This window comes from Streptomyces sp. NBC_01445 (assembly GCF_035918235.1).
In the GTDB taxonomy this organism is placed as follows: domain Bacteria; phylum Actinomycetota; class Actinomycetes; order Streptomycetales; family Streptomycetaceae; genus Streptomyces.
The window spans coordinates 10242400-10267049 of record NZ_CP109485.1; the positions used below are offsets into that span (position 1 = coordinate 10242400).

Genomic DNA, 24650 nt, shown 5'->3' on the forward strand with positions numbered 1-24650 from the left:
GCGTGGGAGGCGCCACAAGAGAGGTGGCGTGGTGGCCACGTTGACAGCAGTGAATATCGGAATGCCGAAAGACGTCCCCTGGCACGGAAAGACCGTGCACACCGGCGTCTACAAGCAGACCGTTGCCGGACCTCGGATGGTGCGGCGGCTGAACATCGACGGGGACGGCCAGGGAGATCTAGGCGGGCACGGCGGTGAGCAGCGGGCGGTGCTGGTCTACCAGACCGACTCCTACCGCTTCTGGGCGAACGAGCTGGGCCGCGACGACCTCACTCCCGGGCAGTTCGGCGAGAACTTCACCGTGGATGGGTTGCCCGACGATGAGGTCTGCATCGGGGACCGCTACCGCATCGGGGAAGCCCTGTTCGAGGTCACTCAACCCCGGGTGACCTGCTACCGGGTGGGCCTGCGCATGGGTGAGCCACAGATGGCCGCACTGCTCGTGGCCCACCACCGCCCCGGCTTCTACCTCCGCGTCATTGAGGAAGGCGAGGTCGAGGCGGGGCAAAAGATCGTCAAGGTCTCCACCGGCCCGGAGGCGATGACCGTCGAAGAGATCGACCGGGTGCTCTACCTGCCCGGACACACCCGTGAGCAGGTCGAACGGGCCCTGCGGATCCCCGCGCTCAGCCCCGGCTGGCAGGGTTCCATGCGCACCTTGCTGGACCAGGCCGACGGCGAAGGTGGTGCTTCCTCGGGCAGCGCCGGACTGAACACCGCGGCCACCGCACCGCCACCTGCCTGGCCGGGCTTCCGCCCGCTGACTGTCACGCATATCCCGTCCGAGAGCCGCAGCGTGTTCTCTCTGCACCTGGCCGCCGCAGACGGCTCGGCGCTGCCGGCCGCGCTGCCGGGCCAGTTCCTCACCGTCAAAGTCCAGCCCGCGGGCGGCGTGCCACCCCTGATCCGCAGCTACTCCCTGTCCGGCGAGCCAGGCACTGGCGCGTACCGGATCAGCGTGAAGGTCGAACCGCACGGCGCCGCCAGTAACGAGCTGCGTGCCCACATCCGGGTCGGCGACCAACTGGATGCCGCCGCGCCCCGCGGCACCTTCTGCCTGACCGGGGGCGACAACCCGGTGGTACTGCTGTCGGCCGGGGTCGGTGTCACCCCCGTCCTGGCCATGCTGCACACCCTCGCCCATGACCGCTCCACCCGCCAGGTGTGGTGGCTGCATGGAGCCCGTGACGGCAGCGAGCACCCCTTCGCCCAGGAAAGTCGCGACCTGATCGCCACCCTGCCCAACGCCCGGTCGACCGTCTACTACAGCAGGCCCGCTTCCAACGACCACCTTGGCGTGGACTACGACGAAGCGGGCCGTCTCTCGGCCGGGCCTGTCCGCCGGCTCGGCCTACCCACCGACGCCGACGCGTACCTGTGCGGCCCCACCGCATTCATGGACAGCCTCACTGCCGCGCTCGTGGACTGCGGTCTCGACGCCTCCCGCGTCCACACCGAGATCTTCGGCGCGGGCCCCGCCATCACCCCCGGGATCAAGGGCTCGGCAACCGGGCCCGCGCCTCACCAGCCCGCGGGCCCGCCCGGCAGCGGACCCGAGGTCGCCTTCGCCCGCAGCGGACTCACCGTCCCCTGGAACGACGCCCAGGAGTCCCTGCTCGAACTCGCCGAAGTCTGCGACGTCCCCGTCCAGTGGTCCTGCCGCACCGGGGTCTGCCACACCTGCGAACTCGCCCTCATGTCCGGCACCGTCAACTACTCACCCGACCCCGTCGAACCCCCCGCCGAGGGCAACATCCTCATCTGCTGCTCCAAACCCGTAGGAGGGATTGTCCTGGACCTCTGAGACGACGGCCCCGCCACGCCTGGGCCCTTGCCGAAATGGCCCAACCGGGTGGCAGTGCGCCACGTGACGGCAACCACCTGCCACCTGCCTCCGAGTCCATCGGCGTCCTCATCTATGCCCAGACCTGGCACTGGACCGACCCGCACAAGTCCGTCCCGGAAGCCCTCCGAGTACTGCACCCCGGCGGCGCACTCGCCCTCTGGTGGAACGACTCGGACAGCACGGTCCTCTGGATAGCCGACCAAGACGCCCGCCTGCGCCACCTCTTCGGCACCGAGGACAGCGAACCCGACCCCATGGCCCGATTCCGCAAACTGCCGCCCGAACTCAGCTTCTGACAGGCACCTCGAGCCCACAGCGCGAGAGCCCCTCCGGCAGGTTCAGCGCGGGCGCTGCGAAGCGCGCCTGTCCTCCTAGCCGACCTACCAGCGCATGTCGAGGGCGTCGAGTTCGGTGCGGCGTTCGGGGGTGAGTTTGTCTGCCCGCCTACGTGTGTTGGCGAGGAACATGCCGAGGGCGACTGGCACGCTGTCTCCCTCAAGTGCCGCGCTGTGCGCGCCGCGTCCGGCCTCGTCCAAGGGCACTAGCTCGATGTGTTTCCTGGGTACGTTCAGGTGCCCCTCCCGACTGTGGAACTGACGGGCAGCCGCCAGGTTGAGCATCCACTTGTCGTCCCGGGTGCGGCGTACCGGCCGCTCGTCCTCGCCCGCTGCCTCCAGGCCGAGGACGTGTCCCAGCAGCCACTGCTGCGCCGCCCCGAGGTTGTCCCACCCCAACCGCTGTACCTGCACGCACACGCCGAGGTCTTCGCCCTGCACGACCGGAACACCCGCCTCGCGGGGGAGTGTGCCGCCGGCATCGATATGGCTTTTGGCTGTAGGAAGGGGCTTGGGTTCGCGGGGGCGTAGCAGACGTGGATCTATTGTCTGGCCTGGGGTGTTGGGGTTCACTGGGTCGGTTGGCCTGGCTCGGGATGCTTCAGGATTCGTGAGGGTGGAGCGGTATCCAGGATGAGAGGGAGAGAGCTAAACGGGGCTGGGGGAGGGGTGGTGGGTGTGGCGTTGCGGGTGGTGGGTTCCTTGTCCTTCCCGGAGGCCGACCGGGCTTCGGGGTATCTGGGGCTTTGGAGGGGGAGTTGGTGGACCGGTTCGTGTTGGCGGGGGTGGGAGCGGGGTTCATGGACCGGTCGGGAGCGGATGAGCGTGTGACGCTCACGCAGTTCGCAGTGGTCCCCTGCAGGCTGGAGGGCTGGTCTCCTCGACGTGCAGCGGATGCATGACGCTTTGCGTGCGTTCTTCACCCGGGAGGGTGGTGCGTAGGCGTGGGGGAGCAGTTGGCTGGCAGGGGACATGATCGTCGCTTTCAGCCTGGCCCGAGCGAGGGGCCGGTTCCGGGCGTCTTATCCGACCTGCCGGCGTTGCCGGGGAACCTTCTTCGCGACGACTCCCTTTTCTTGTTCGATCTCGAATCAACAACACCGCGTTGTTCAGAGCCCGGTCGGGGGCCACCGAAAGGACACGCGATGTTGCTGCATCACATCGCCTTTGCACGCATCGACTTCACCATGGAGTCCCTCGAGGGCGCCCGCGCCCGTGTCGGAGAGCTCACCGACTTCTCCCGGCTGCTGACTCCATGCAGGCGCTGCTGGAGTCACTGGCCCGTGCCTGCCACCGGACACCCCCAGGTTCTCTTCCAGCTCCACCCCGGTCCCACCGTCCGGCAGGCCCTCCAGGGCCGTGCCGTTGCCCACGACGACGATGCGGGCGGCCGGTTCGTCCTGCTTGGCCAACCGACCCCAACAGGGCCAGCAGCTCAGGGATCCGGTCGCCCATGGTCAGCACGGCGACACCCACACGGGGCCGGGTCACGACCACCACATCCTCACGGCCGGCGATCAGGTGAACGGCGAGCGTACTCCAACCAAACCGAACCGCCGCCCCAGCGAGAAAGGCCCTGGCTTCCGGCCATTTTGTGCGGTGCGACGACCATGGCGACCTGGCCTTTCACCTCCTCGAGACTAGTCGGATTCACACCTATTCGAACTGATTGGAAATCTTCACGAGTCGCCACAGCCCCCATGACCTGCACACATGGCATTCACTCCATGCATACAGGTCGGGCACGTCTCAAACACGGTCAGTCAAGTGGCCTTGCCCCGTTGCTTAGGCGAAGCTGCTCCCGGCCCACAAGGCCCCCGACCCTCCTGAAGGAGCCCTCATGCGCACGAACATGCGCTTCGCCGCCACCGCAGCCACCGCCACCGCCCTGATCGGCGGAGCACTCATCGCGACCTCGGTCACCGCCACCGCGGCGCCCGCCAGTCTGTACGCACCCTCGGCACTGGTCCTGACCGTCTCCCAGCCCGGCGGATCGACCGACACCGCAGCTCGTGCCGTCACACTGAGCTGCATGCCCGGCGCGAGCGGCACCCATCCCAACCCCGCCGCGGCCTGCACCGACCTGCGCGCCGCCGACGGCCGGCCTGACTCCCTGCTGTCCACCACGCCCGGCCAGGCCTGCACGAGACTGTGGTCCCCCATCACCGTCACGGTCGACGGCGTCTGGCAGGGCACCCGCACCTCCTGGAAACACACCTTTGCGAACTCCTGCGAAATGAACGACACCGTCGGGCAGAGCAGCCTCCTCAACTTCTGACCTCAGCGGCACCCCTTGGGGCCGGGCAAACGGCCCCCAAGGACGGACGCCCCCGGTTCGTGCCCCGTGGGCGCAGATCCCCGTGGATGAGTAGCCTTTGCCTGCCACGCACCAGGTTCCCCGCGTGGCAGGCAAAGGCATATCCACGGCACAGCCGGACGCACGGGTCGAACGGGGCAACCGGACGCGGCAGGCGGTGCTGAGCCCAACAGTCGAGATCGTGTCCGTGGAGGGGCTGCAGGCGCTGCCTCGGGCGGAGCTCGAGGTGCCGTCCCTCGTCCAGCAGCTCTCCGGCCACCGAGACCTCGCTGGGCTCCGCACGCGGGGAACCGGCGACCTTCAGCATGTCCGGCCACTGCGTGATCACCTTGTTCAGGTTCACGCGGTTACGGGCCAGATCATTCCTGGATGCGCAGGGGATCTGCCGGCTGTGCCGCAGGCAGGCCACCCTCCTCCACCGCGATGACCAGGCCGCATCCTGGGAGGAGGTCCGTACGGGCGGGCAGCAGCTCTACATCACCGGCCTCTTCCGCAGCTCCGTTTTCACCCCCCGACGCCTCCCGCCACGCCCGCACCCGATCCCGCCCACCAGCAGCTGGTTCTGTTCGACATGGCCCGCAGCCTGCACCACCGCGGAGGCGCGGAACGTCTGGCGGACCGCGCCCAGCCGCATCTGGCGGCCTGGGCGGGCCAGTTCACCGACCGGCAGGCGGCCCGTCTGGGATGGCGCCGGGATCTGACCAGGCAGGCCCATATCGGCGTCAACTTCCTCCTCGGTCTCCTTGACGCTTCCGGAGTGAGGCTGAGCGCCACCGATGCCGCACTGCTGAAGAAGATCCCCTACCTGCCCCACGCCCACGTCACCGACATCCTTGAGGAAGCCGGCCTGCTGGCGCGAACAGAACATGCATGCGCCATGACGGCCTGGGCACAGAGGCGCATCGCCCACCTCCCCAAGGCGATGCAGGCCCAGGTAGAAGTGTGGCTGGCAGTGATGCGCGACGGCACGACCCGCACACCGCGGCAGCGGCCACGCACAGAGACGACGATCCGACTGCACCTGGCCGGTGCGCTGCCCGCCCTCACCCACTGGGCACAGGACGGCATCACCCCTCGTCACCACCGAAAGTGAGACAGGGCCGTTGATTGGACAGTCCCTCCTGTGACGCCCGAACCTCCTCCACGGTCCCGTAGGGCCGTGGAGGAGGAGCACGGTGCTCAGTGGGTGAACGCGGCCGAGATGATACGTCTGACGACCTTGTTCATCTCGCTGCCCTTGGCATCCGTGGAGTTGACCGAGTAGACGAGGGTGCGGCTCAGGTCGCGGACCCCGAGTACGGCGGTGTTGTATCCGTAGAGGCCGCCGGTCTTGCCCCAGCCCACCGTGCCGTCCTGCAAGGTGAAGCGCGTCAGGCCGGCGCTGTACATGGCGGGCTGGTCACTGCCGTACAGGGGTATGCCCTGCGGGACCGTGAACATCTCCTTCAGTTGGGCCTTAGGCACCACTTGGCCGCGGAACAATGCGTGCAGGAAGCGTTCCAGATCTGCTGTCGTGGAGATGAGGTTGCCCGTGGCCCAGACGTCCGTGACATTCCACTGGGTGACATCGCGCAGTTCGGTCGTCCCGTCGGAGCTCTTGACGGCTTGGTAACCGTGGTTGTGCGGGCCGTGGATGCGCGGGTCGGTGCCGGGGAATGAGGTGTGGCGCAGGCCGAGCGGACGCAAGATGCGTTGGGAGACCTGCTGCTCGTACGAGCCACCGGTCGTCGTCTCGATCAGCAGACCCAGCAGCGTGTAGTTGACGCCGACGTAATGCTGCTGGGTGCCGGGGGCGAATTCGCGGGACTTGGCAGCCGAGGCTGCCACCAGCTGCCGTGGGGTGACGGTGCCGAAGCGGTGCTCGTACGCCTCGGCGAAGGGCTTGTCGTCGTGGGCTTCCTGAAGTCCGCTGGTGTGGTTGAGGAGTTGACGGACGCTAATGGGGGGGCTATCGGGCAGCAGGCCCGGCAGGTAGTCCTGGACGGACGCAGCGAGGTCGATCCGGTGCTCGGCGGCGAGCTGGAGTACGACAGCCGCCGTGAAAACCTTGGTCGTGGAACCGGCACGGAAGCGACCCTGTTCCAGTGCCTTGTGCCCGCTGCCGATCTCGGCGACGCCACTGGAGCCGCGCCAACTGCCGTCCGTTCCGGCGACTCGGACGAGGGCCGCGGTGGCGTCAGCGTCCGGCAGGCCGGCGATCGCCGCCCGCAGCGCCTTGGCGTCGGGGCGTGGAGCCGAAGCGGTGAGGGAGGGCGAAGCAGCGAAGACCGGTGAGGCGGCGACCGGGCCGGCCGCGATGGCGAGCACGAGTGAGGTGGCCAGCGCGGTGCGGGTACGGACGGTCATGGTGAGGCTCCAGGGATAGGAGTCGACCTCGCGGTGTGCGAGTAGCTCCCATCCTGGCGCTCACGCAGTACGGTCGGATCGTCGGAAGGGACTGTGCACACCCGGGCAATCACGCAGGCCAACTCAGCGATGGGTAAGGGTAGGTGTCAGGGCGTTCCCCTACGGGGGCAGCAGATCCTGGCCAAGGACGAACGCCTCGCCCGCACCAGGAACGCCGCAACCTCGCGATCATTGAGTCCGCTCTGTCCGCCGGCGCACAGCGCCCGCTCCATCCCCGAGGACGCTCATGAGCGCCGAACCCGTTCGCTTCGACGCCGCCACCGCCGCCGCGCAGATCCACCAACAGAGCCTCAGCTTCCCTCCACCGGAAACCGCGCCTGCTCCAAGGCTTCCCACCCAGCAGACCGACGGCCGCCACGCCGAGCCCTCCGCAGGCTTCATGCCGACCTCATTGACCGACCGCGGCAACGCCAAGCTGTTCGCCCGCCTCCACAGCGATCAGTTCCGCTACGTCATCGGCATGGGCTGGCACTCCTGGGACACCTACCGCTGGAGACTCACAGGCGGCGACGAAGCAGCCGTATGGGCCGCCGGGGAAATGGCCGAACAACTCCCCAGCCACGACCCGACCGGAGCGTTCAGCAACCGCGAACTCGCCTCCCACCGACGCCACTCCCTATCCTCCTCCGGCGTCAAAGCCCTCCTCTACCAGGCGCAGGCCGCCCCAGCCCTGCGCCTGGACCCCGACATCCTCGACGGCGACATCTACGCCCTCTGCACGCCCGCCGGCGTCTCGACCTGCGCACCGGCGAGCTGCGCAAGCCCAACCCGCTCACCGACATGCACTCCCGCGCCACCACCGTCGCACCCCACAAGATGCCAACCCGGCGCTGGATCAGCTTCCTGCGCGACACCTTCGGCGACGACGACAAAGGCCAGGAGACGATCCGCTTCCTGCACCTGCTGCTCGGCTACTCCATCACCGGCGACGTCGGCGCACAGATCCTGCCCTTCCTCTACGGCTCCGGAGCCAACGGAAAGTCCGTCCTGCTCGAAGTGACGATGCAGATCCTCGGCGACTACGCCAACGCGGCCTCGCCCGGATTCCTCATGGAGAAAGGCAAGTTCACCGAACACTCCACCGAGCTCACCGAGCTGCACGGCCGGCGCATCGTCGTATGCAGCGAGCTCAAGCCCAACGACAAATTCAACGAGGCCCGCGTCAAACTGCTGACCGGCGGAGACACCATCACCGCCCGCCGCATGCGCCAGAACTTCTTCACTTTCACCCCCACCCACAAGCTCTGGCTGCTGGGCAATCACCGCCCCGAAGTCGGCACCGGCGGCCACGCCTTCTGGCGCCGCATGCGCATCATCCCCTTCGAGCGCCGCGTCCCCGACGAACGCAAAATCGACAACCTGGCCGCCGAACTCGTCGCCGACGAAGGCCCCGGCATCCTCCAGTGGCTCATCGAAGGTGCCAGCCAGTACCTGGCAACCCGAGACCCGCTCACCGGCCCCACCTCCGTAAGGATTGCCACAGCCGCCTACGAAACCACCGAAGACCACGTCGGCCGCTTCCTCACCGAAAGCTGCACCAACAGGCACCGACGGCCGCCGCGACCCCGACCTGCGCGTCGAACAGAAACTCCTCTACGAGACCTATGGTCGCTGGTGCTCCGACGAAGGCATCCGCGCCTCCACTCCACGCGCTTTCGCCAGCCGCATCCGCCAGGAACTCGGTCTGGCCTCACCCGCCGAAATGATCAAGAACAACGCCACCAAGTTCTACCCCGGCCTGGCCCTGCTGCCCGACGACACCGAGGCAGGCACGAACTCGTGACACCACCAGGCACACTGGGACGCCCGGCAGCCCGAACCTACGAAAAATGACCGCTGGCAAGAGCAGCAGCGGATCGGCTGCGCACGCCGCAGCCGATCAAAGACCAGGACAGGCCGTCCACCGGCTGCCCGAACACAGGAGGCCCGATGAGCGCGATGCCGCAAGAAGGCGATCTCGCCCAGGAGGCCGAGGTCGTGTGGCTCGAAGACCCCACCGACCTCGACCGACCCCCGCACCATCGCACCCGGAAAAGTCGGACAAAAGACGGCACGGTCACAGGGCACTCCCGACGCTGTCCCCGTCGGCTCCTGAGCTCCGGCAGCGCCGACCAGCGACCCAAGCACTGAACGTGCATAGAGGTGACGGCGCTTCGCCCGCGCACCAAGCTTGCCGCGCGCATCCCCGCGGAGAACTGTCGCGCCCGTACTGCGCTGCACCTCCTGGCTGTCCTTGGGCGGGCGAGGCCGTGTCTACCAGGGCTCTCCCACCCGGTGGTAACAGCTGTCAGGCCGGACGCCGATCTGGCTGGCGAGCCGTCGGTGCGTCGGCACCACAGTGAACGGCGCCGTGGTCGACCGGCCGTGCCGGCCTTCGCACCCAGCGTCGAGCCATCGCCTAACGGTACTGCGGGCGATCATGGGAAGTGAGGGGTACGTCCGTGCGGGTGCTCGGGCAGCTCTTCCAGATGCTCTTGGCTCTGGCGGTCGTTATCCAGGACATGACTGCGGATGCCACCAGCCTGATCCCGGCGCAGGACACCACAGCGTGCCGTCTGGAAATGCTCACCCTTGCGAGTTGCGACCGTTACGGCCGTGGCACCGGCGTAATGAGGCGGCTAGATCGTCCGCTAGCTCGCCTACGTGGTGCGCCAGCTGCACAGCTAACGAGCTCGTGCATGGTTGGCGGCGGCGCGTCGACGCCGTGATCGTTGATCACTTCCGTTCTAGTGGTCGTCGCAACACCCCAGCTCAAGGGGTGCGATGACGTTCGAGATCCGGAAGGATCGGAAGCCGCAGGGGCGCCGGATCCTGGTCCCTGAGCGGGAGGAGTACTTCCGACTCATGGACCTGGTGCTCCGCGGGGCCCACAACGGCTCGATCCGCGCCCACTGCGCATCAGCCAACGGCACACCCGGACCAACGACCGACTGATCCAAACGAAACCGCCTAGCACAGACACAACGGCTGGACCCGGTCGCCTTCACCGGCCCTTGACTTGAAGTGCGGTCCAGCACTTAGCGTCTCTGTCATGACGACACCTCAGCGCAAGATCGGATCGGGCTTCGGTGCCCGGAGCACCACGGACGACGTCCTGAGCGGGATCGACCTGTCCGGGAGCACCGCGATTGTCACCGGTGGCTACTCGGGACTCGGTCTGGAGACAATCCGCGCCCTGGCGGACGCCGGAGCCCGCGTCGTCGTCCCCGCCCGGCGACGGGCGGCCGCTCAGGAGGCGGTCGAGGGCATCGACGGCGTCGAGACCGACGACCTCGACCTGTCCGACCTCGGAAGCGTCCGCGGTTTCGCCGAGCGGTTCCTGGCCTCGGGTCGCAAGGTCGACATCGTGATCAACAACGCTGGGGTCATGGCCTGCCCTGAGACGCGGGTCGGCCCGGGGTGGGAGGCGCAGTTCGCCACCAACCACCTCGGTCATTACGCGCTGATCAACCATCTCTGGCCGGCGATCGCCCGCGGTGGCGCCCGCGTGGTCGCCGTGTCCTCCGGCGCCCACGGCATGGGCATGCGCTGGGACGACGTGCAGTTTGAGCGCGGCTACGACAGATGGCAGGCGTATGGGCAGGCGAAGGCGGCGAACGTGCTGTTCGCCGTGCAGCTCGACGCGCTCGGCCGCGACGCCGGAGTCAGAGCGTTCGCGGTGCATCCGGGCAGCATCCTCACCCCGCTACAGCGCCACCTTGCGAAGGCGGAGATGGTCGACGCGGGCTGGATCGATGAGAAGGGCAACCCGACCGATCCCACCTTCAAGACGCCCGGGCAGGGCGCGGCGACGCAGGTATGGGCGGCGACCTCCCCCCAGCTGGCGGGCATGGGCGGCGTGTACTGCGAGGACTGCGAAATAGCCGAGGCTGCCAGCAACAGCTCGGAAGGCGGCGTGCACGCACACGCGACCGACCCCGAGCAGGCCGCACGCCTGTGGGCCCTGTCAGCCAACCTCACCGGCATCGACGCCCTCGCGGCGGCTTAAGGGCTGTCCCGTAAATGACCTTCGAGGTCCGCGGTGGGCTATCCCATGACCGCTCGGGCCGCGTCGAGAAAGGCCAGTCTGTTGTCCTCCAGGTAGTCGCGCACGCTCTCACCGTCGGGCACGCCTTCCCACACGGTCCGGTTGAGGTCGAGGAAGTACTTACGTGCCGCGTCGTGCACGGGCAGCGGAAACTGGATACGGATCAGCCGTTCCGCGACCCAGAGTCTGTTCATGGCGTCCTGAGTCGTGAGGAACCAAGGGGTCGTGTCGTCCCATTCGTGTGGCCGACTGAAAGCCGCGCGTTCCGCCTCGGCCCCCACCTCGACGAACCGTTCCAGCAGCGTAAGCCGCTCCGCACGCCGGGCCTCCGACAACTCGGTCTGCTGCCGCCGTTGCTCCGTCCGCTCAGCCGACCGTTGCGTCGCAAACTGGACGAGGAAGGACAGCGCGCCACCGAGCGCGACGCCGCCCAACGATATGAGTGACACCCAAACTTGACCAGACATGGTGGCTATCGTTCCACGCTGTCGATCTTTAAGTGCCGCCTCTTAGATGATCTTTGAGTCGCTGCGGACACGGTCCGTCGCTGGGCAGATTTGCTCGTCTATCCGGCGAGGATGAGGTTGTGCAGGCGTGCGATGCCGAGCATGGCGTGGTGGACACCGTCGCCCTTGAGGCGGCAGTCGCGGAGGATCTTCCAGGTCTTCATTCGGGCGAAGGCATGCTCGACGCGGGCCCGGACCTGCTTGTGCGAGTGGTTGTGTTCCTGCTTCCAGTCGGGGAGTTCCTCACCGGCCCGGCGGCGGTGCGGCATCACGAGTCCGGTTCCCGGATAGCCGCCGTCGGCGATCGTCATGGTCTTCCCGACGACGGCCTTGGCCCCGGATTCCTCCCACGCCCTGCAGTCGTTGCGGTTGCCCGGCAGGGGCTGGCCGACCACGACGATCAGACGGGTGTCGGCGTCGATGACGACCTGGTGGTTGGTGGAGTACCTGTAGTTCTTGGACTGTTCGGCGATCGTGTGGTCGCGGGTGGGGACCAGGGTGCCGTCCACGATGAGCACCGTGTCTTTCGCGAAGCGACGCCTGGGCTGGAGCGCGAGGAGCGGGCCGAGTTGGTCGATGATCCGGTCGGCCGCCGACTTCGAGACGCCGAACAGCGGGGCAATCTGGCGCATCGTCAAGTTCGTGCGCCAGTACGCCGCGACCAGCAGTACCCGGTCCCCCAGTGATAGCCCCCACGGCCGCCCCTTACGCACTGCGTCCGCACCCTCGCGGCGCAGCGCGGTCACCAGTTTCCCGAAGCATCGTGGGCTCATCCCGGTGAACGGGGCTATCCAGGACGGCTCCGACGCCGTGATCACACCAGACACACCAAGATCATCTCACCCGTGACCAGCCGTTACGGGACAGCCCTTAGGGCGGCCGTTGGCGGTGATGGCGAGGAGGCTGAACCAGCCCTTGGGGCGTCAGGACGGGGGCCAGGCGCCAGGGAATTGGGTCCATATCCCATCCGGGAAGGGTTCCCTGCGGATCACCGTGCCCATGACTGTCCGGAAGTGGGTGCAGATGTCTCGGTATCGCGCCGTCGGCCAGTCCTCCTCCTCGGCCACGCCCTCTGGATCCCGCAGGATCTCCGCGTGGCCCCACCGCACGAGCTGTCTGGTCTTGAGGTCCGGGAACCTCAGCGACTGAGACTCAAGGTCTCGGAGAAGCGCCTTTAGATGCCTGTGCCACTGATTGCCGTCAGTAGTTCCTCTGCGGGGCACACCGCCGGCGAAGTGGTCCTCAATCCTGTACGTGATCTGGATGACTCCATTGGCCGCCGCCTCGGACAGGCCGAGCAGGTGGGTCCGCTCTCCTTCCTGGGCGGTCTTGCGCTGCTGCCAGATCACGGCCCCTGTGGAGATCGCCGCACCCACCAGGGCACCCCCGAGGCCGAACAGTCCAGCCAACGTCTCTGCTTCCACGGCGATCATCCTGCCGGGGGCTGAGCGGGAGCTGGGCGGTTCTCGCGATTCACGGGACGCAGGGCGCGGCGGTCGCCGGACATCGAGCTGGCGCCCTGACGTGTTGTCAGTGGCAGCTGGTTCCCTGGTGGGTCCGGCACGCCAAGGGGCATTCCGGTGCTGGAGGGGGAGGAGCAGCCCATGGTGCACGTGGATGCGTACGAGCGCGCGGACGGTACAAAGGTCATGTCCCACTCCCGGTGGGCGGCGGGCGCGCGGGGACAGATGACGGTCCTGGCGGTCGTTGCCTTGGTGATCGTCGGATTCAGCGGGACCGGGGCGAGCGGCGAAGGCGGGGGAGGAAAGAGGAAGGGGGCGCCCCGGCCGCAGTCGACGTCGGTGTATCCGGTCAAGTTCCGGGGTTGGAGGAATCCGGCGCCCCGGCCGACGCTGACTGTGTCGTACCCGATCCGCTGGGACCGGTCCCGGTGACCGCGCGAATCCCGGACTTGTCAACTAAGCTTCAAGTCATGAGCGCACTGGAGCTGACTCTCTCGGAGCTGCTGAACAAGCCGAAGAAAACGCTGGCGAACCTGCGCGGCACGCGGCGGATAGTGCTCCGACGCCGTGATGACGAGGACCTGGTGCTGACGACTGCTGCGCGGGCCGACCAGGACCTGGAGGTGATGGGCGCGACGAGTCGGATGTTCGTGGAGATGATGCGCACCCCCCAGGGCCGCACCCTGGTCCTGGACGTGCTGCCTGCGACCTTCCCGTGGGTGCGCTACCTCCCCGCGCACGACGTGCGCGCCTTCTCCGTCGAGCTGGTCGATGCGCTCGGCGCCGCAACGTTGCTGGACAACACCGCGGGCGTCGCCCAGCTGCTCACCGAGTGGCGGCACACCGCCGAGGTGCACGCGGATCCCGAGCTCTACGCCGTGCTGACCACTGACTCGGGCGAGGATTACGGACCGGTGCCCGAGCCCGGGACCGCCGCGTGAGCCCAAAGCGCGGAGAGCGCGCCGCTCCGCCGCCGGGCCCCGACGAGTGGGACATCCGCTGCTTCGCCAATGGCGAGGCCGCCAAGGGATGGGAGCAGTTGGAGGCAGGGCTAGCCAGGCCCTCGCAGCTACCCTCGCCTGCACGCCCAGACAGGGCAGGCGATCGGGCTCAGGCGGTTGGGCAGTACGGATCCGCGTCTCTCAGAACGGCTTCGCAGAACTCGGCGGTTGTGAGAGGGGTTCTGCGAGAACCGGCCTGGGCAAACGTGCTTGGCGCTGGCCAGCAGGAACGGTTCTCACAACCGCGCGGGGCGATGCCGACCGGTCAGGCCAGCGGACCCGGCCAGTGCCTGCGGCCCTTCCGCGACCCCGATGCCATCGAGGACGAAGGGGAAGACGGCTGAGGGGCGGCGCATCCGAGACGGCCTGCGCCCGCTGCGCGGCCCGGCCGTGGCCGGCGATGGCGACGCGGACGGTGGAGAGGAATGGCCTCTTCTCGGCGGCGGTCTCCGGATAGGCACGGGGAAGTGCTTATCGGCCGGTTCCGGCGTGGGCGTGGCGGCCGTCGTGGTGGGGGCCGTGCCAGTCGAGGCACAGCACCGTGGCGTCGTCGGGCAGGTGGCCGCCGCAGGCGTCGGTAACCGCTGCTGCCAGGATGCGCACGACCTCGCGAGGATGTTCGGAGGCGGTCTCGCGCATGAGGCCGGGCAGGTCGACGGACTCGGCTTGTCGTTCCTGCATGCCGTCGCTGTGGAGCAGGAGCCGGTCGCCGGGGCGCAGATCGAGGAACTGTACGTGGTACGGGGTGGGTCCGGGGGCGCCGAAGAGCAGGTCGACGTCCAGGCGCACCTCGTTCACCGTGCCGTCGCGCAGGAGCAGCGGCCAGGGGTGTCCGGCGTTGACGACCTGTGCGCCGGTCCCGTCCAGGGCGATGCGCAGGAGCTGGCCGGTGGCCATGGTGTCGTGGCCGTGGTCGAGGAGAGCCTGGTGGATCCGGCGGGCCTGCTCGGTCAGGCTGTCGCCGTCGCGACGAGCGCCGCGCGAGGCATTGACCAGGAGGGTGGCCATGAGTGCGGCGTCGACGTCGTGGCCCATGGCATCGGTGACGGAAAGATGCAGGGTGTCGTGGCCGAGGGCGTAGTCGTAGGTGTCCCCGGCGGCGTCGTCGGCCGGGACCAGGCACGCGGCGAGCACGAACTGTGCGGCTTCGCAGGAGGGCGCGTCGGGCAGGAGCTGGCGCTGGATCTCGGCGGCCAGGCTGAGAGGGGTAGCGCGCTGGCCCCACCGGTAGAGGTCGGTGAAGCGGCGGTCGGTGACGATGATGTACGCCAGCGCGTGCGCGGCCTCGCCAACCTCGTTCAGGATCTCCTGGCTGACGTGCGGCAGGGACATCTCCAGGACGCCGATGGTGTCACCGCGGTTGGTCACCGGGGCGAACACCCGCTTTCCGTGCCCTGCGTCGGGGGCCTGCACCAACTCCTGGGTGCGCAGCACCTGTTCGTAGACGCTGCCGGCCAGCTGGATCTGATCGGCGTCGAGGCCGGCCCGCGGGGCGATCCCCTCGTCGACCCGCACCATCTGCCGGCCAGCGACGCCGACGAACAGGAACGACACCGCCCGCGCGTCGAACCGGTCGCGTAGATTGCGCGCCACCACGGCGAGAGACGCCGCCGGTGCCGCGTCCTCCGCAGCGGCGAGCACCTCGGCCAGCCCGAACGGGTCACCCGGCATCCTTGCCTCCGCTCATGCGAATGTCCCAGCCTGACCGCGGGCACTGTTCACATGCGATCTCACACCGGTTCCACCTCGGCGGCGGGCAGGCACGCCCAGTCCCTCGCATAAATGACCGGTTGTGAGGACCGTTCTTGCTGGCCAGCGCCAGGCACGTTTGCCCAGGCCGGTTCTCGCAGAACCCCTCTCGCAACCGCCGGGTTCTGCAAGGCCGTTCTGAGAGACGCGGTTGCGGCGCCACTACCTGCGGAACCGGCTTAGCGTTACTGGCTGTTCCGCTGGTCCCCAGGACCGGCGTGGAGCGGCAGTCGCCGCCCGTACGATGATCACGTGACAGCCCGCCGCACCCTTGGCACCGGGCCCCAGGACGCGCACGGGGCCTTCCCCGTGATCGTGGACACCGGTTGTCATGCGGCGGTGGCCAGCGTAGTTGATCGCTGTTCGTAGGTGATCGGGCTGATCTGGCCGAGGCGGGAGTGCCGTCGGTGGGTGTTGTAGCGGGTCGCCCAGCGGAAGACCGCGAGGCGGGCCTCACGCGCCCCGTTCCACCGCTTGCGACCCTGCAGCGTCTCGCGCTTCATGGTCGCGTTCAGACTCTCCGCGGCGGCGTTGTCCGCACTCGTGCCGACCGCGCCGCGCGATCTGGTCACGCCCAGCTCCGTTCGCCCACGGACACGGGATGCGACGCTGCCGCTACCGAGGACAGGACAAAGCCCACCTCCAGCACGTCTTGACCGCCATCGCCGTCAACATTGAGCGCCTCAGCGAGCTGCCACCGGCCGCAGAAGCACCCCCACCCCGCCAGCCGACCGATTTCCAGAACTACCTCGACCAGCACAAGATCTACCGGCCGAAGTCCTGGCGAACCCTCGGCAGTTGACCGCGAGCCACCAAGATCCCCGACAGAGTCAAGCTAGAACTCAAGTCCTCTCGGCGGGGCTTCGTCGTGTGCGGCACGGGAGCAGCCCTGGGCTCCCGGTTCGTCACCCGCTTTGCTCTGCCGTACTGCCCTGCGGCTAGTTTGTGTGCAGGACAGGTACGCAGGCCCGTGGCGGCAGAGGTGCACGGGGGACGGGAGGTCGGGAAGAGTGTCGCTGCGCGGAGGTGATCCAGCCGAGATCGGCGGTTATCCGCTTGAGGCGCGGCTCGGCTCGGGGGGCATGGGCACGGTCTTTCTGGCCCGTACGAGTTCGGGGCGACTTGTCGCGATCAAACTGATCCACCAGCAGTTCGCGGGGGACGACGAGTTCCGCATCCGTTTCCGGCAGGAGGTGGCGGCGGCGAGGCGGGTGAGCGGCGCGTTCACCGCCGCCGTGGTCGACGCTGCCCCTGAGGCCGAGCAGCCGTGGATGGCGACGACCTATATCGAGGGGCACACGCTCGCCCAGCGCATCGCCACGAAGGGCCCGCTGAACGGAGCGGAGCTGAGGAGGCTCGCCATCGGGCTGGCGGAGGCGCTGCGCGACATCCACCGGGTGGGGGTCGTCCACCGTGACCTGAAGCCCTCGAACGTCGTGCTCTCGCCCGAGGGCCCGCGCGTCATCGACTTCGGCATTTCGCGCGCCGTGGACCAGCAGACGCTGACGATGACAGGGCGGGTCATCGGTACGCCGCCCTTCATGTCGCCGGAGCAATTGCAGGCGCCGCGTGGTGTGGGGCCGCGGTCCGATGTCTTCTCGCTGGGGACGCTGCTGGTGTACTCAGCGACGGGCCACGGGCCCTTCGACGCGGACAGCCCATACATGACGGCGTATCAGGTGGTGCACGAGGAGCCGTCGCTGGGTGCCGTGCCGGCGGCTTTGCGCGCGATCGTCGAGTCGTGCCTGGACAAGGAGCCCAAGGGGCGCCCCTCGGCGGACGAACTCCTCGTGCTACTGCGGGACCTGCCGGCCGACCTCGGCGGAACCGACGCGAACGGGGCTGGCACGAGCCGCACCCGCGACATGATCACCCAGCATCACCTGGCGACGCGGGCCACCCCGGCGCCGACTGCCCCGACCACCGCCCCGGCCGGTCCCGATACAGGGAGCACCGATACCCCCATCGGCCGCCGTCTGCGTCGCCGATGGCGTCCTGTGCTCGCGGCCGCGGTCGCGGTGGCGGCGATCGGCGGGGGAGTCGCCGCGCTGAAGGCGGGCGGTTTTGGCGGGAACAGCGGCGCCGACAAGGGCAACAGCGTTGCGGCGCCGGGTGCCGCACTTCCGGACGGCTTCGAGCCGTGGCGCAATACCGTGCAGGGCGGTCGCGAGGACACCCCCGACGAGCTGCGTTGCGTCGCGCGCGGCGACGCGCTTTTCTGCGGGGGCGGCGGTGTTGTCGCGACCCGTATCAGGGCCCTGGACGGCTCGCGGGTGTGGACGGCGAAGAGTCCGGGCGTCCCCGTCCAGGGCATGCACCTGGTGGGCGCCACCGACGACACGGTGCTCGGTTACCGCTTCGCCGCGCAGGACGCCCCGCATGACCCTGCCAGCGAGGTGGTGGCCATCGACGCGAACAGCGGCCGGGAGCTGTGGTCCGTCCCGTCCGGCGCCCAGTCGACGGCCGTCACGGGTCGGACTCAGGATGCCCTTGTGGTCGGCTCCGCCGTCGTGACGGTCGACGCTTCCAACTCCCGCTTCGAGGCCCGGGATGCGCACAGTGGTGAGGTTACCTGGACGACGTCGTTCCCCGCGGGTACGCAGTGCGCTCCCGTCCCGGTGGGCCCACAGCTCTTGGCGATGTGCGCGACGGATGCGGAGGTGGATGCCTCAGAGGTGCGCCACCCCACCCTGTACACGGTCGACCGCGCCTCGGGGACACTGGGCAGGCCCATCGCGGTTAACGGCCCCGCCGTGCCGATGGGCGTCGCCAAGGGCAGGCTCGTACTCCTTCAGGAGCACATGGAGGGAACGGCGCTGGCCGGGTACGACGGGGTGGCGCGGGTCGACCCGGCCTCGCGGAAGGTCACGTACTCCCGACTGGCCAAGACATACGCGGGGACGCCCGGCGTGGTGGACGGCACGGTCTACGTGAGCGGGCAGACCGGTCTCGTCACAGCGCTCGACCCCGTGACCGGCCGGAAGAAGTGGTCGCGGCAGACGGGCGTGGAGGGCGCGTCGGGTCCCGTTGCGGGAGCCGACGCGCTGTATTTCAGCTCGGCCACCGGCCGGGTGGTCGCGCTGTCGCCGTACGACGGCAAACCCCTGTGGACAACAGACCCGCAGGCCGATGGTTTGACGGGCGAGCAGGGCGCAAGCCCGCGCGTGACCGTTGCGGGGCGTGCGGTGATCGTGGCCGCGGCCAAGAACACACTCTTCGCCTTCGACGCGCAGAAGCCGCCGAAGTCGGGCTGACCCCGGCGGCACCGGCCGCCGGCCGCCTTCCTTGCCGTGCGGACACCTCAGCGGCTCACTCGGTGGCCTACGCAGCGAGGTCGCGCCTTGTGCGAGTGCGCCGCCCGTAGCGTTTCTGGTCTAACGAGCTCGTGCAGGGGTGGCGGTGGCGCGTCGGGACGTTGATCACGGTCAGTGTGGTGGGGAACCGGGCACGTGCAGCAATGATCCGAAGCCAGCGGATCACGGGCCTCACGCCCGATGTGATTGCTGAACTCGTCGCCGAGACCGGACCGTTGTGGCAGAGCGGCATCAGTCCGCGCTGGCCCCACGGCCTCGTCGCCGAGGGCCCTCGTAGCCGTCGGCCAGGTCCAGGACGTCCCCGATCAGCTTCACCAGCTCGGGCTCGTCGTTGACGACCCGCCGTGACAGCAGGGTCATGCCGTCGGCGTCCAGGGCGAGGCCGTGGTGGTGGCCCTTGCAGCTGTCGATCCCCGCCCATATCCGGCTCATCGCGCTCCTGACGTTCGTGCTCGTGTTGTTCGTGCCACGGACGACCTCGCCGGCATTGCTCTACACAGCGACTTGTTCGCACTTCCTAATCGGCGGTCGAGTCGTCGTGGGGCGCTGGGCGGCGAAGCCTGCGGAGCCAAGAAACGGCAGCCGACTGTTAGCCACACCCAGCGCCCCTGGGCGACCCAACCCTACGAATGGTTCGATCAACCCGACCAAGAAGTTGAAGTGCTCTCCTCCCTTCGCAGGCTCAGGAAGGAGATTCCTGCTTACCTTGCGGCAGCGGGCTTGACGCCACGGGTGCGCCTGACGACTGCCCTCCCGGCAGCCGGGATCGCCACGAGGCCGATCCGGTACAGGTGCAAGATGTTCCGGGCTGCGTTCCAGTCGGCGTTGCCGGACCATCCGCAGTCGGGGTTCTTGCATACGAACGTGGCCTGGTCTTCCCGGCTGCCGGGCGTGATGAAACCGCAGGCGGAGCAGCGCAGGGAGGTGTTCGGGGCGGGTACCTTGGCGAGGGTTCCGCCGTTTCGGGCGGTTTTGTACGTCAGCATCGTCACGGTGCGACCCCATGCCTCTTGGCTGATGGAGCGGTTCAGGCCGGACTTCTGCGCGACGTTCTTCCCCGGCTGGTCGGTAGTGCCCTTGGCGGACTTGACCATGTTCGTGATGTTGAGCTGTTCCACCACGACCGTGCCGTACTGCTTGGCGATGGCGGTGGTGGTCTTGTGCTGCCAGTCGATTGCTCGGCGCGTGGCTCTTGCGCGGAGCTGCTTGATCTGGTCGTAGGTGCGGTGTAGCCGGTTGGAGCTGCGCTCTTTCGGCTTGCGGAAGCTCTTGCGGTGCGCGGCGCGCTGTTCCAGGCGAAGCAGTCTGGCCTTCTCATCCGGGTTCAGCCACTTGTCCCGGTCGGCGGTGCCGTCCGGGAGTCGGGGCGGCCGGTCGTGGTCCTGGTGGCTGCCGTCGGACAGCGCAAGGGGCAGGTTCACCCCGGCGTCGATACCGACCTCGGGACCCTGGTGGGGCTCCGGCTTGGGCTCAAGGGTCTGGATACGGAAGGCGATGTGCCAGCCGAGTCCGTCTTTGACCAGCCGTGCCCCGGTGATCCGGTTCTCCTTGTTGGCGTGCTTGCCGACGGGGAGGTCCTTGGTCCAGCGGAAGCGGACGCGGCCCACCTTGGGGATGTTGACCAGGCCCCACCGTCGGTGTACTCGCTTGATCTGCAGATCCCGGCCCTGCGGGATGTCCACCGACAATGCCGTGCGGAAGCGGGCCTTGAAGTTCGGCTCGTCCGCACGCCCGTCCCAGCAGTTCCGCCACGCCTGGAAGTACGTCTTGAGTACCGCCTGCGCGGCCTGCGCGGGCAGCACCGCGTACCAGTCGATCTCCTTGCGGGCCTGCCGCAACGCCTGATCCATGCGCGTCAGAGCGCGCTGACACTTCGGCGTCATCCGCCACAGGTCGTGGAGCTGATTCCACATCGCGCGTGCCGCGTGCGCCTGGTCATCCATGAGCCGGACCTGTGCAGGCGTCAGCGCCAGCCGGGCGCGATGCCCGAACTGCCGCTTCTCCCACACGAGTTCGCCCATGACAATCACCCTACTACGGTTGGCTTATGTCACCACGATGGAACCCGAATCCTGACGTGCGCACCGGGCGCCACGTCGTCTACAACCTGCATGTCCACTTGGTTTTTGTTACCAAGTACCGGCGCAAGGCATTCACCGACGCCATGCTGACGCGCACTGAGGAGATCATGCGCGAGGTCTGCGCGGACTTCGAAGCCGACCTGAAGCAGTTCAACGGCGAACAGGATCACGTCCACCTGCTTGTGCACTATCCGCCCAAGGTCCAGCTCTCCAAACTGGTCAACTCCCTCAAGGGCGTCTCCTCCCGCAGGCTCCGCCAGGAACACAGCGCACACGTGCGCCGCTACCTGTGGGGCGGACACTTCTGGTCCGGCTCCTACTTCGCCGGATCCTGCGGCGGCGCACCGCTGACCGTCGTCAAGCAGTACATCGAAAACCAGCAGCGCCCCACCGGCTGAGGACAACACTGCGGACCCGTGCGAACCGCGCGGGTCAGAGCAGCCCTGAGATGGCCTTCACCCCCGCCGTAAACGGCGGAGCACTGGCCAAGATCAAAGGTAGAGCCGATTGAAGACCCCTGTCGCCGGGTGCTTGAAGGCGGACGGCGGCGGGGCAGGGCGGCCGCTCGATGTGGCAGTCGCCGGTGTGGAAACGCGGTGAGACCGCCCGGCCCGCTCCCCCGGACTGGCTCCTGGAACTCGGGCTCACCGGGCGCTCTGCCGTCTAAATCCGTCTCATCCCCCGTTCGTCGGCTGCCAGAGTGCCGCGGGCAAAACTTCTTCTGCATTCACAGTCACGTCCCGACCCCTTCCGCTCCTTGGGGAAGGCATGCGGAACGATCACCTGACTCTCTGCGCAGCTCCGGTGCTCCCATCGCGCGTGTTCGCGGGGGGTATCCCCTCTGGCGCACACAACCGCGTCATGACGACAGCAACGGATGGGGGCGCACTGGCGCCCGAGTTCCTGGGTAACACCAGGGCTGGGCCTGCGAGTTGGAGTTCGCCGCGCCGGTTGCGGTGGGTGCCGGCTGCCGGGCAGCCCGGCGACGGCAGCATGGACGACGCGCTGCGGCTGGGTCGGGAGATGCGGCTGCGGCTGCTCGCCGCGGTCCGGGCGCTGCTGGCGGATGAGTCGCTGGTCGGGCTCGGGGATGCTGCCCGGTTGTCGGCGGTGGTGCTGTACGCGAAGTCGCGGGCGCCCAAGGGCCGCAAGGACGACAACCAGACCTCGATCAAGGGTCCGCAGTTGGGCCGGTGGCTGGGCATGAACGAGTCGACGGTCCACCACAAGGTGCTGCCCGCGCTGCGCGGCTCGGGCGCGCTGCGCACTCGGGTGGTGACCGACGCCGAGGGGCAGGTGAGGGGGCTGGACTGCCTGGTGATGCCGTTGTGGAACGCCCGCAAGGGTGGGGGAGCGGCGCACCCGCTGGCGTTGTCGAAGGCGGAGCTGGCGGTGCTGCTGCGCCTGATCGAGACGCTGTTCTCGCCAGGCTGGACGCTTGAGGACGGCTCGGTGATCCCGGCGGGGCTGCTGGCCGGCCGTACGGGCAAGGGGGCGGCGACCGACCGGCTCGGGCTGCTGATGATGATGCTGAATACCCGGGCGTCGGGCTGGCTGCAGCTGTGCGCCGGCTCGGTGAAGTCGAAGGAGGGGCGCGGGGCGGCGACGCTGGCGCGGCTGCTGGGCTGCACGCCGTCCGGCGCGCGGAAGGTCCTGGCGCGGCTGACGGAGGCCGAGGTCGTCGCGCGGGGCCGCAAAGCGACGGAGACGCGGATGCGCGGCCGCGGCCGGGTCATGCTGCTGCCGGTCGCCCAGGCTTACGGCCGGGTGCTGGCCCCTGTGGAGGCCTCTTCGGGCCCCGAGACCATCCTTTCGCAGCGTCCCGATGGTGCAGTCGGAGATCATGCTCCGGACCAGGGTGCCGCTGCCCTTGGTACATCTGGGCTGTGCGGTGCTGAGGCGGTCGAGAGGGCGGGGGATCGGGAGCGTCCTGATGGTGCAGAGCTCCACGCAGACCACGCTTGTGTGGTTACTCCGGTAGTTCCTCCGCAGCTCTCGTCTGGGTTTTCCGGCGAAGTCCGTGGGGGTGAGGGCCGTCGGCCGGAGCGCGCGTGCGTACGCGAGGGCCAGTCCGCCGACGCCGCAGCGGCATCAGCGCCGCCGGTGGCGGAGGTCGGCCCGCTTCGCGGGGAAAGGCCGAAGGAGTCTCCGGTCGATGAGCGGGATGGACAGCGCGCTGGCGGGGCTGGTGCCGGTGGCCGGCAAAAGCCCGTGGGGTGGGACAAGGCGCAGCGGCAGCGGAGGGTGGGCCTTCCGGCTGATCTTCGTGTGCGGGTGGCTCTGGGGCCGGTCGCGGGGCTGTGGGAGCGGCTGTCCGGCTGGCAGCAGGACCAGGTCGAGGCGGCGGCGCAGGCGGAGTTGACCCGGCTGGCGGGCATGCTGATGCGGCCGGAGATGGCGCCGCAGCTGCTGGCCGACCGGTTCACCGACCGGCTGGAGGAGACCGGCGGAGAGGCCCTGGTCGATCGTCCGTACCCGTGGCTGACCCGGCGGGGCCTGGTGCAGCGTCAGGCATGCTCGGACCGGCGGTGCGACGACGGGATCCGGCTGGACACCGGCGGCGACTGCGAGAACTGCCACAACGTGGTCCACATCCGGCGTGCCCGGCGGGCGAAGATCGCGGCGGAGGTCGACCGACAGCTGCCCGGCCTGACCATCGGCGAGCGCCGCCAGGTCCTCGATGAGCGGCTCCAGGAACAGGCCGCGATCGAGGCGGAGAGCTTCGTGTGCCGGCGTGAGCAGGCCCGCGCGGAGCAAGCCCGCCGGGACGCGGCACGTGCAGCTGCGCAGGAGCGGACGGAGCGCGAGCGCCAGGCCGCGGCCGCCGCCGACGCGGTCCGTCAGGCGTTGCCGTGCGAGGACCGCGGGCAGGGCGCGGCGGCCGGGCTGTGCGAGGCGTGCGGTTATCGGCGCCGGACCGAGGCTTTGATCGTGGAGGCCGGTCTGGTCGCGGCGGCCGCGCTGAACGGTGACGGCGACGGCGCCACCGTCACCGCCGACGTCCGGGCGTCGCTGGAGGCCGACATCGAGCGCGCCCGGCGCCACCTCCTGGAGCTGGTGGAGCCGGGCGAGCTGGACACGGACCCGGCGTTGCGAGCGTCCGCGTTCGCCTTCAACGCGCTCCAGACCGTGGAGCAGGCGCTGCCGGAGTACCGCAGCAGCGCACTCGGGCGGCTCGGGCGAACCCGAACGGCGCGGACGCCATCGTCGCTGCGACCAAGTCCGCCGACGCCGCCCGGGAGCGCACCGCGCAGTACCTGTTGGCGACGCGGCTGGAGCAGCTGCGCGAGCAGGTCGCAGTCCGGACCGAGGCGGCCGTGCCCGCGCCGTGGTCGGACCGGCTCGCCGGGTTCGTCGCGCGTCCACTGGACGCTGACATGGCCGGGGCGGTGATGGCGTGAGCGGCGAGCTGAGCGGGGTCGACCTCGCGCGCCAGGCCCTGGTCACGGCCCGGGAGGCGCGGCCGAACTCGCCCAGGCCCGCCGCACCAACACCGAGCCGGTCACCGCCGAGGACGTCCAGCGCATCGCGCTGACGGAGTTCGCCCTGCTTCTCGACGAGGCCCAGGCGCGCCGCCCTCGCCCAGCGGCGCCGTACCGCAGGGT

General features: G+C 68.8%; 16 protein-coding genes and 5 pseudogenes. 11 read left to right on the top strand and 10 right to left on the bottom strand.

Annotated elements, in window-relative coordinates; all coding sequences use genetic code 11:
• Positions 1-61: 61 nt before the first annotated feature.
• Together OG574_RS47055 and OG574_RS47060 are read left to right on the top strand one after the other, a co-directional pair.
• A complete protein-coding gene (locus OG574_RS47055) occupies positions 62-1804 on the top strand; it encodes an MOSC and FAD-binding oxidoreductase domain-containing protein (protein ID WP_326778309.1) in 1743 nt (580 codons plus the stop codon).
• Between the two features lie 65 nt (positions 1805-1869).
• A pseudogene (locus OG574_RS47060) lies at positions 1870-2139 on the top strand (methyltransferase domain-containing protein); the annotation flags it as partial.
• Between the two features lie 87 nt (positions 2140-2226).
• On the opposite strand, the gene OG574_RS47065 reads toward OG574_RS47060, so the two are convergent.
• Both OG574_RS47065 and OG574_RS47070 read right to left on the bottom strand, forming a co-directional pair.
• Positions 2227-2622, bottom strand: a complete 396-nt coding sequence (locus OG574_RS47065) for a helicase associated domain-containing protein (RefSeq protein ID WP_326778310.1) — start codon at positions 2620-2622, stop codon at positions 2227-2229.
• 842 nt (positions 2623-3464) lie between these two features.
• Positions 3465-3672 (bottom strand): annotated as a pseudogene (locus OG574_RS47070) (glycosyltransferase family 2 protein); the annotation flags it as partial.
• Positions 3673-4021: 349 nt separating this feature from the next.
• On the opposite strand from OG574_RS47070, the gene OG574_RS47075 reads away from it, so the two are divergent.
• Entirely contained in the window at positions 4022-4459 is a 438-nt protein-coding gene (locus tag OG574_RS47075) for a subtilase-type protease inhibitor (protein ID WP_326771388.1), read from the top strand.
• 610 nt (positions 4460-5069) lie between these two features.
• Positions 5070-5591: a hypothetical protein gene (locus OG574_RS47080; protein WP_326771387.1), complete on the top strand. Its 522-nt coding sequence runs from the start codon at positions 5070-5072 to the stop codon at positions 5589-5591.
• Between the two features lie 86 nt (positions 5592-5677).
• On the opposite strand, the gene OG574_RS47085 is transcribed toward OG574_RS47080, so the two are convergent.
• Positions 5678-6844 carry a serine hydrolase domain-containing protein gene (locus OG574_RS47085; protein WP_326771386.1) on the bottom strand — a complete coding sequence of 389 codons (1167 nt, stop codon included), beginning with the start codon at positions 6842-6844 and terminating at the stop codon, positions 5678-5680.
• A 286-nt stretch (positions 6845-7130) separates the two neighbouring features.
• Between OG574_RS47085 and OG574_RS47090 the strand changes: the two are divergent.
• Positions 7131-8687: pseudogene (locus tag OG574_RS47090) on the top strand (DNA primase family protein).
• 1248 nt (positions 8688-9935) lie between these two features.
• Complete coding sequence (locus OG574_RS47095) at positions 9936-10892, top strand: SDR family NAD(P)-dependent oxidoreductase (protein WP_326771385.1); 957 nt, start codon at positions 9936-9938, stop codon at positions 10890-10892.
• A 38-nt stretch (positions 10893-10930) separates the two neighbouring features.
• Here OG574_RS47095 and OG574_RS47100 read toward each other — a convergent pair whose 3' ends face one another.
• The 3 genes from OG574_RS47100 to OG574_RS47110 all read right to left on the bottom strand — a co-directional run bounded on the left by OG574_RS47100 (position 10931) and on the right by OG574_RS47110 (position 12861).
• A complete protein-coding gene (locus tag OG574_RS47100; RefSeq protein WP_326771384.1) occupies positions 10931-11398 on the bottom strand; it encodes a hypothetical protein in 468 nt (155 codons plus the stop codon).
• A gap of 98 nt (positions 11399-11496) precedes the next feature.
• On the bottom strand, positions 11497-12264 hold the full coding sequence (locus OG574_RS47105; protein WP_326771383.1) for a transposase: 768 nt from the start codon (positions 12262-12264) through the stop codon (positions 11497-11499).
• 96 nt (positions 12265-12360) lie between these two features.
• Positions 12361-12861 carry a hypothetical protein gene (locus OG574_RS47110; protein WP_326771382.1) on the bottom strand — a complete coding sequence of 167 codons (501 nt, stop codon included), beginning with the start codon at positions 12859-12861 and terminating at the stop codon, positions 12361-12363.
• Positions 12862-13370: 509 nt separating this feature from the next.
• On the opposite strand from OG574_RS47110, the gene OG574_RS47115 reads away from it, so the two are divergent.
• Positions 13371-13841, top strand: a complete 471-nt coding sequence (locus OG574_RS47115) for a hypothetical protein (protein ID WP_326771381.1) — start codon at positions 13371-13373, stop codon at positions 13839-13841.
• A 531-nt stretch (positions 13842-14372) separates the two neighbouring features.
• Here the strand turns inward: OG574_RS47115 and OG574_RS47120 are convergent.
• Together OG574_RS47120 and OG574_RS47125 are read right to left on the bottom strand one after the other, a co-directional pair.
• A complete protein-coding gene (locus OG574_RS47120) occupies positions 14373-15572 on the bottom strand; it encodes a PP2C family protein-serine/threonine phosphatase (protein WP_326771380.1) in 1200 nt (399 codons plus the stop codon).
• A 407-nt stretch (positions 15573-15979) separates the two neighbouring features.
• A pseudogene (locus tag OG574_RS47125) lies at positions 15980-16231 on the bottom strand (integrase core domain-containing protein); the annotation flags it as partial.
• A 20-nt stretch (positions 16232-16251) separates the two neighbouring features.
• Here OG574_RS47125 and OG574_RS47130 point away from each other — a divergent pair.
• Complete coding sequence (locus tag OG574_RS47130; protein WP_326771379.1) at positions 16252-16452, top strand: transposase; 201 nt, start codon at positions 16252-16254, stop codon at positions 16450-16452.
• A 208-nt stretch (positions 16453-16660) separates the two neighbouring features.
• Positions 16661-18904, top strand: coding sequence for a serine/threonine-protein kinase (locus tag OG574_RS47135; RefSeq protein WP_326771378.1), 2244 nt, complete (start codon positions 16661-16663; stop codon positions 18902-18904).
• A gap of 336 nt (positions 18905-19240) precedes the next feature.
• On the opposite strand, the pseudogene OG574_RS47140 reads toward OG574_RS47135, so the two are convergent.
• Together OG574_RS47140 and OG574_RS47145 are read right to left on the bottom strand one after the other, a co-directional pair.
• Positions 19241-19396 (bottom strand): annotated as a pseudogene (locus tag OG574_RS47140) (IS110 family transposase); the annotation flags it as partial.
• A gap of 269 nt (positions 19397-19665) precedes the next feature.
• Positions 19666-20985: an RNA-guided endonuclease InsQ/TnpB family protein gene (locus OG574_RS47145; RefSeq protein ID WP_326771377.1), complete on the bottom strand. Its 1320-nt coding sequence runs from the start codon at positions 20983-20985 to the stop codon at positions 19666-19668.
• Positions 20986-21011: 26 nt separating this feature from the next.
• Here OG574_RS47145 and tnpA point away from each other — a divergent pair, with 26 nt between their 5' ends.
• Both tnpA and OG574_RS47155 read left to right on the top strand, forming a co-directional pair.
• Positions 21012-21443, top strand: coding sequence for an IS200/IS605 family transposase (gene tnpA, locus OG574_RS47150; RefSeq protein ID WP_326771376.1), 432 nt, complete (start codon positions 21012-21014; stop codon positions 21441-21443).
• Positions 21444-21906: 463 nt separating this feature from the next.
• Complete coding sequence (locus OG574_RS47155) at positions 21907-24438, top strand: hypothetical protein (protein WP_326771375.1); 2532 nt, start codon at positions 21907-21909, stop codon at positions 24436-24438.
• Positions 24439-24650: the final 212 nt, after the last annotated feature.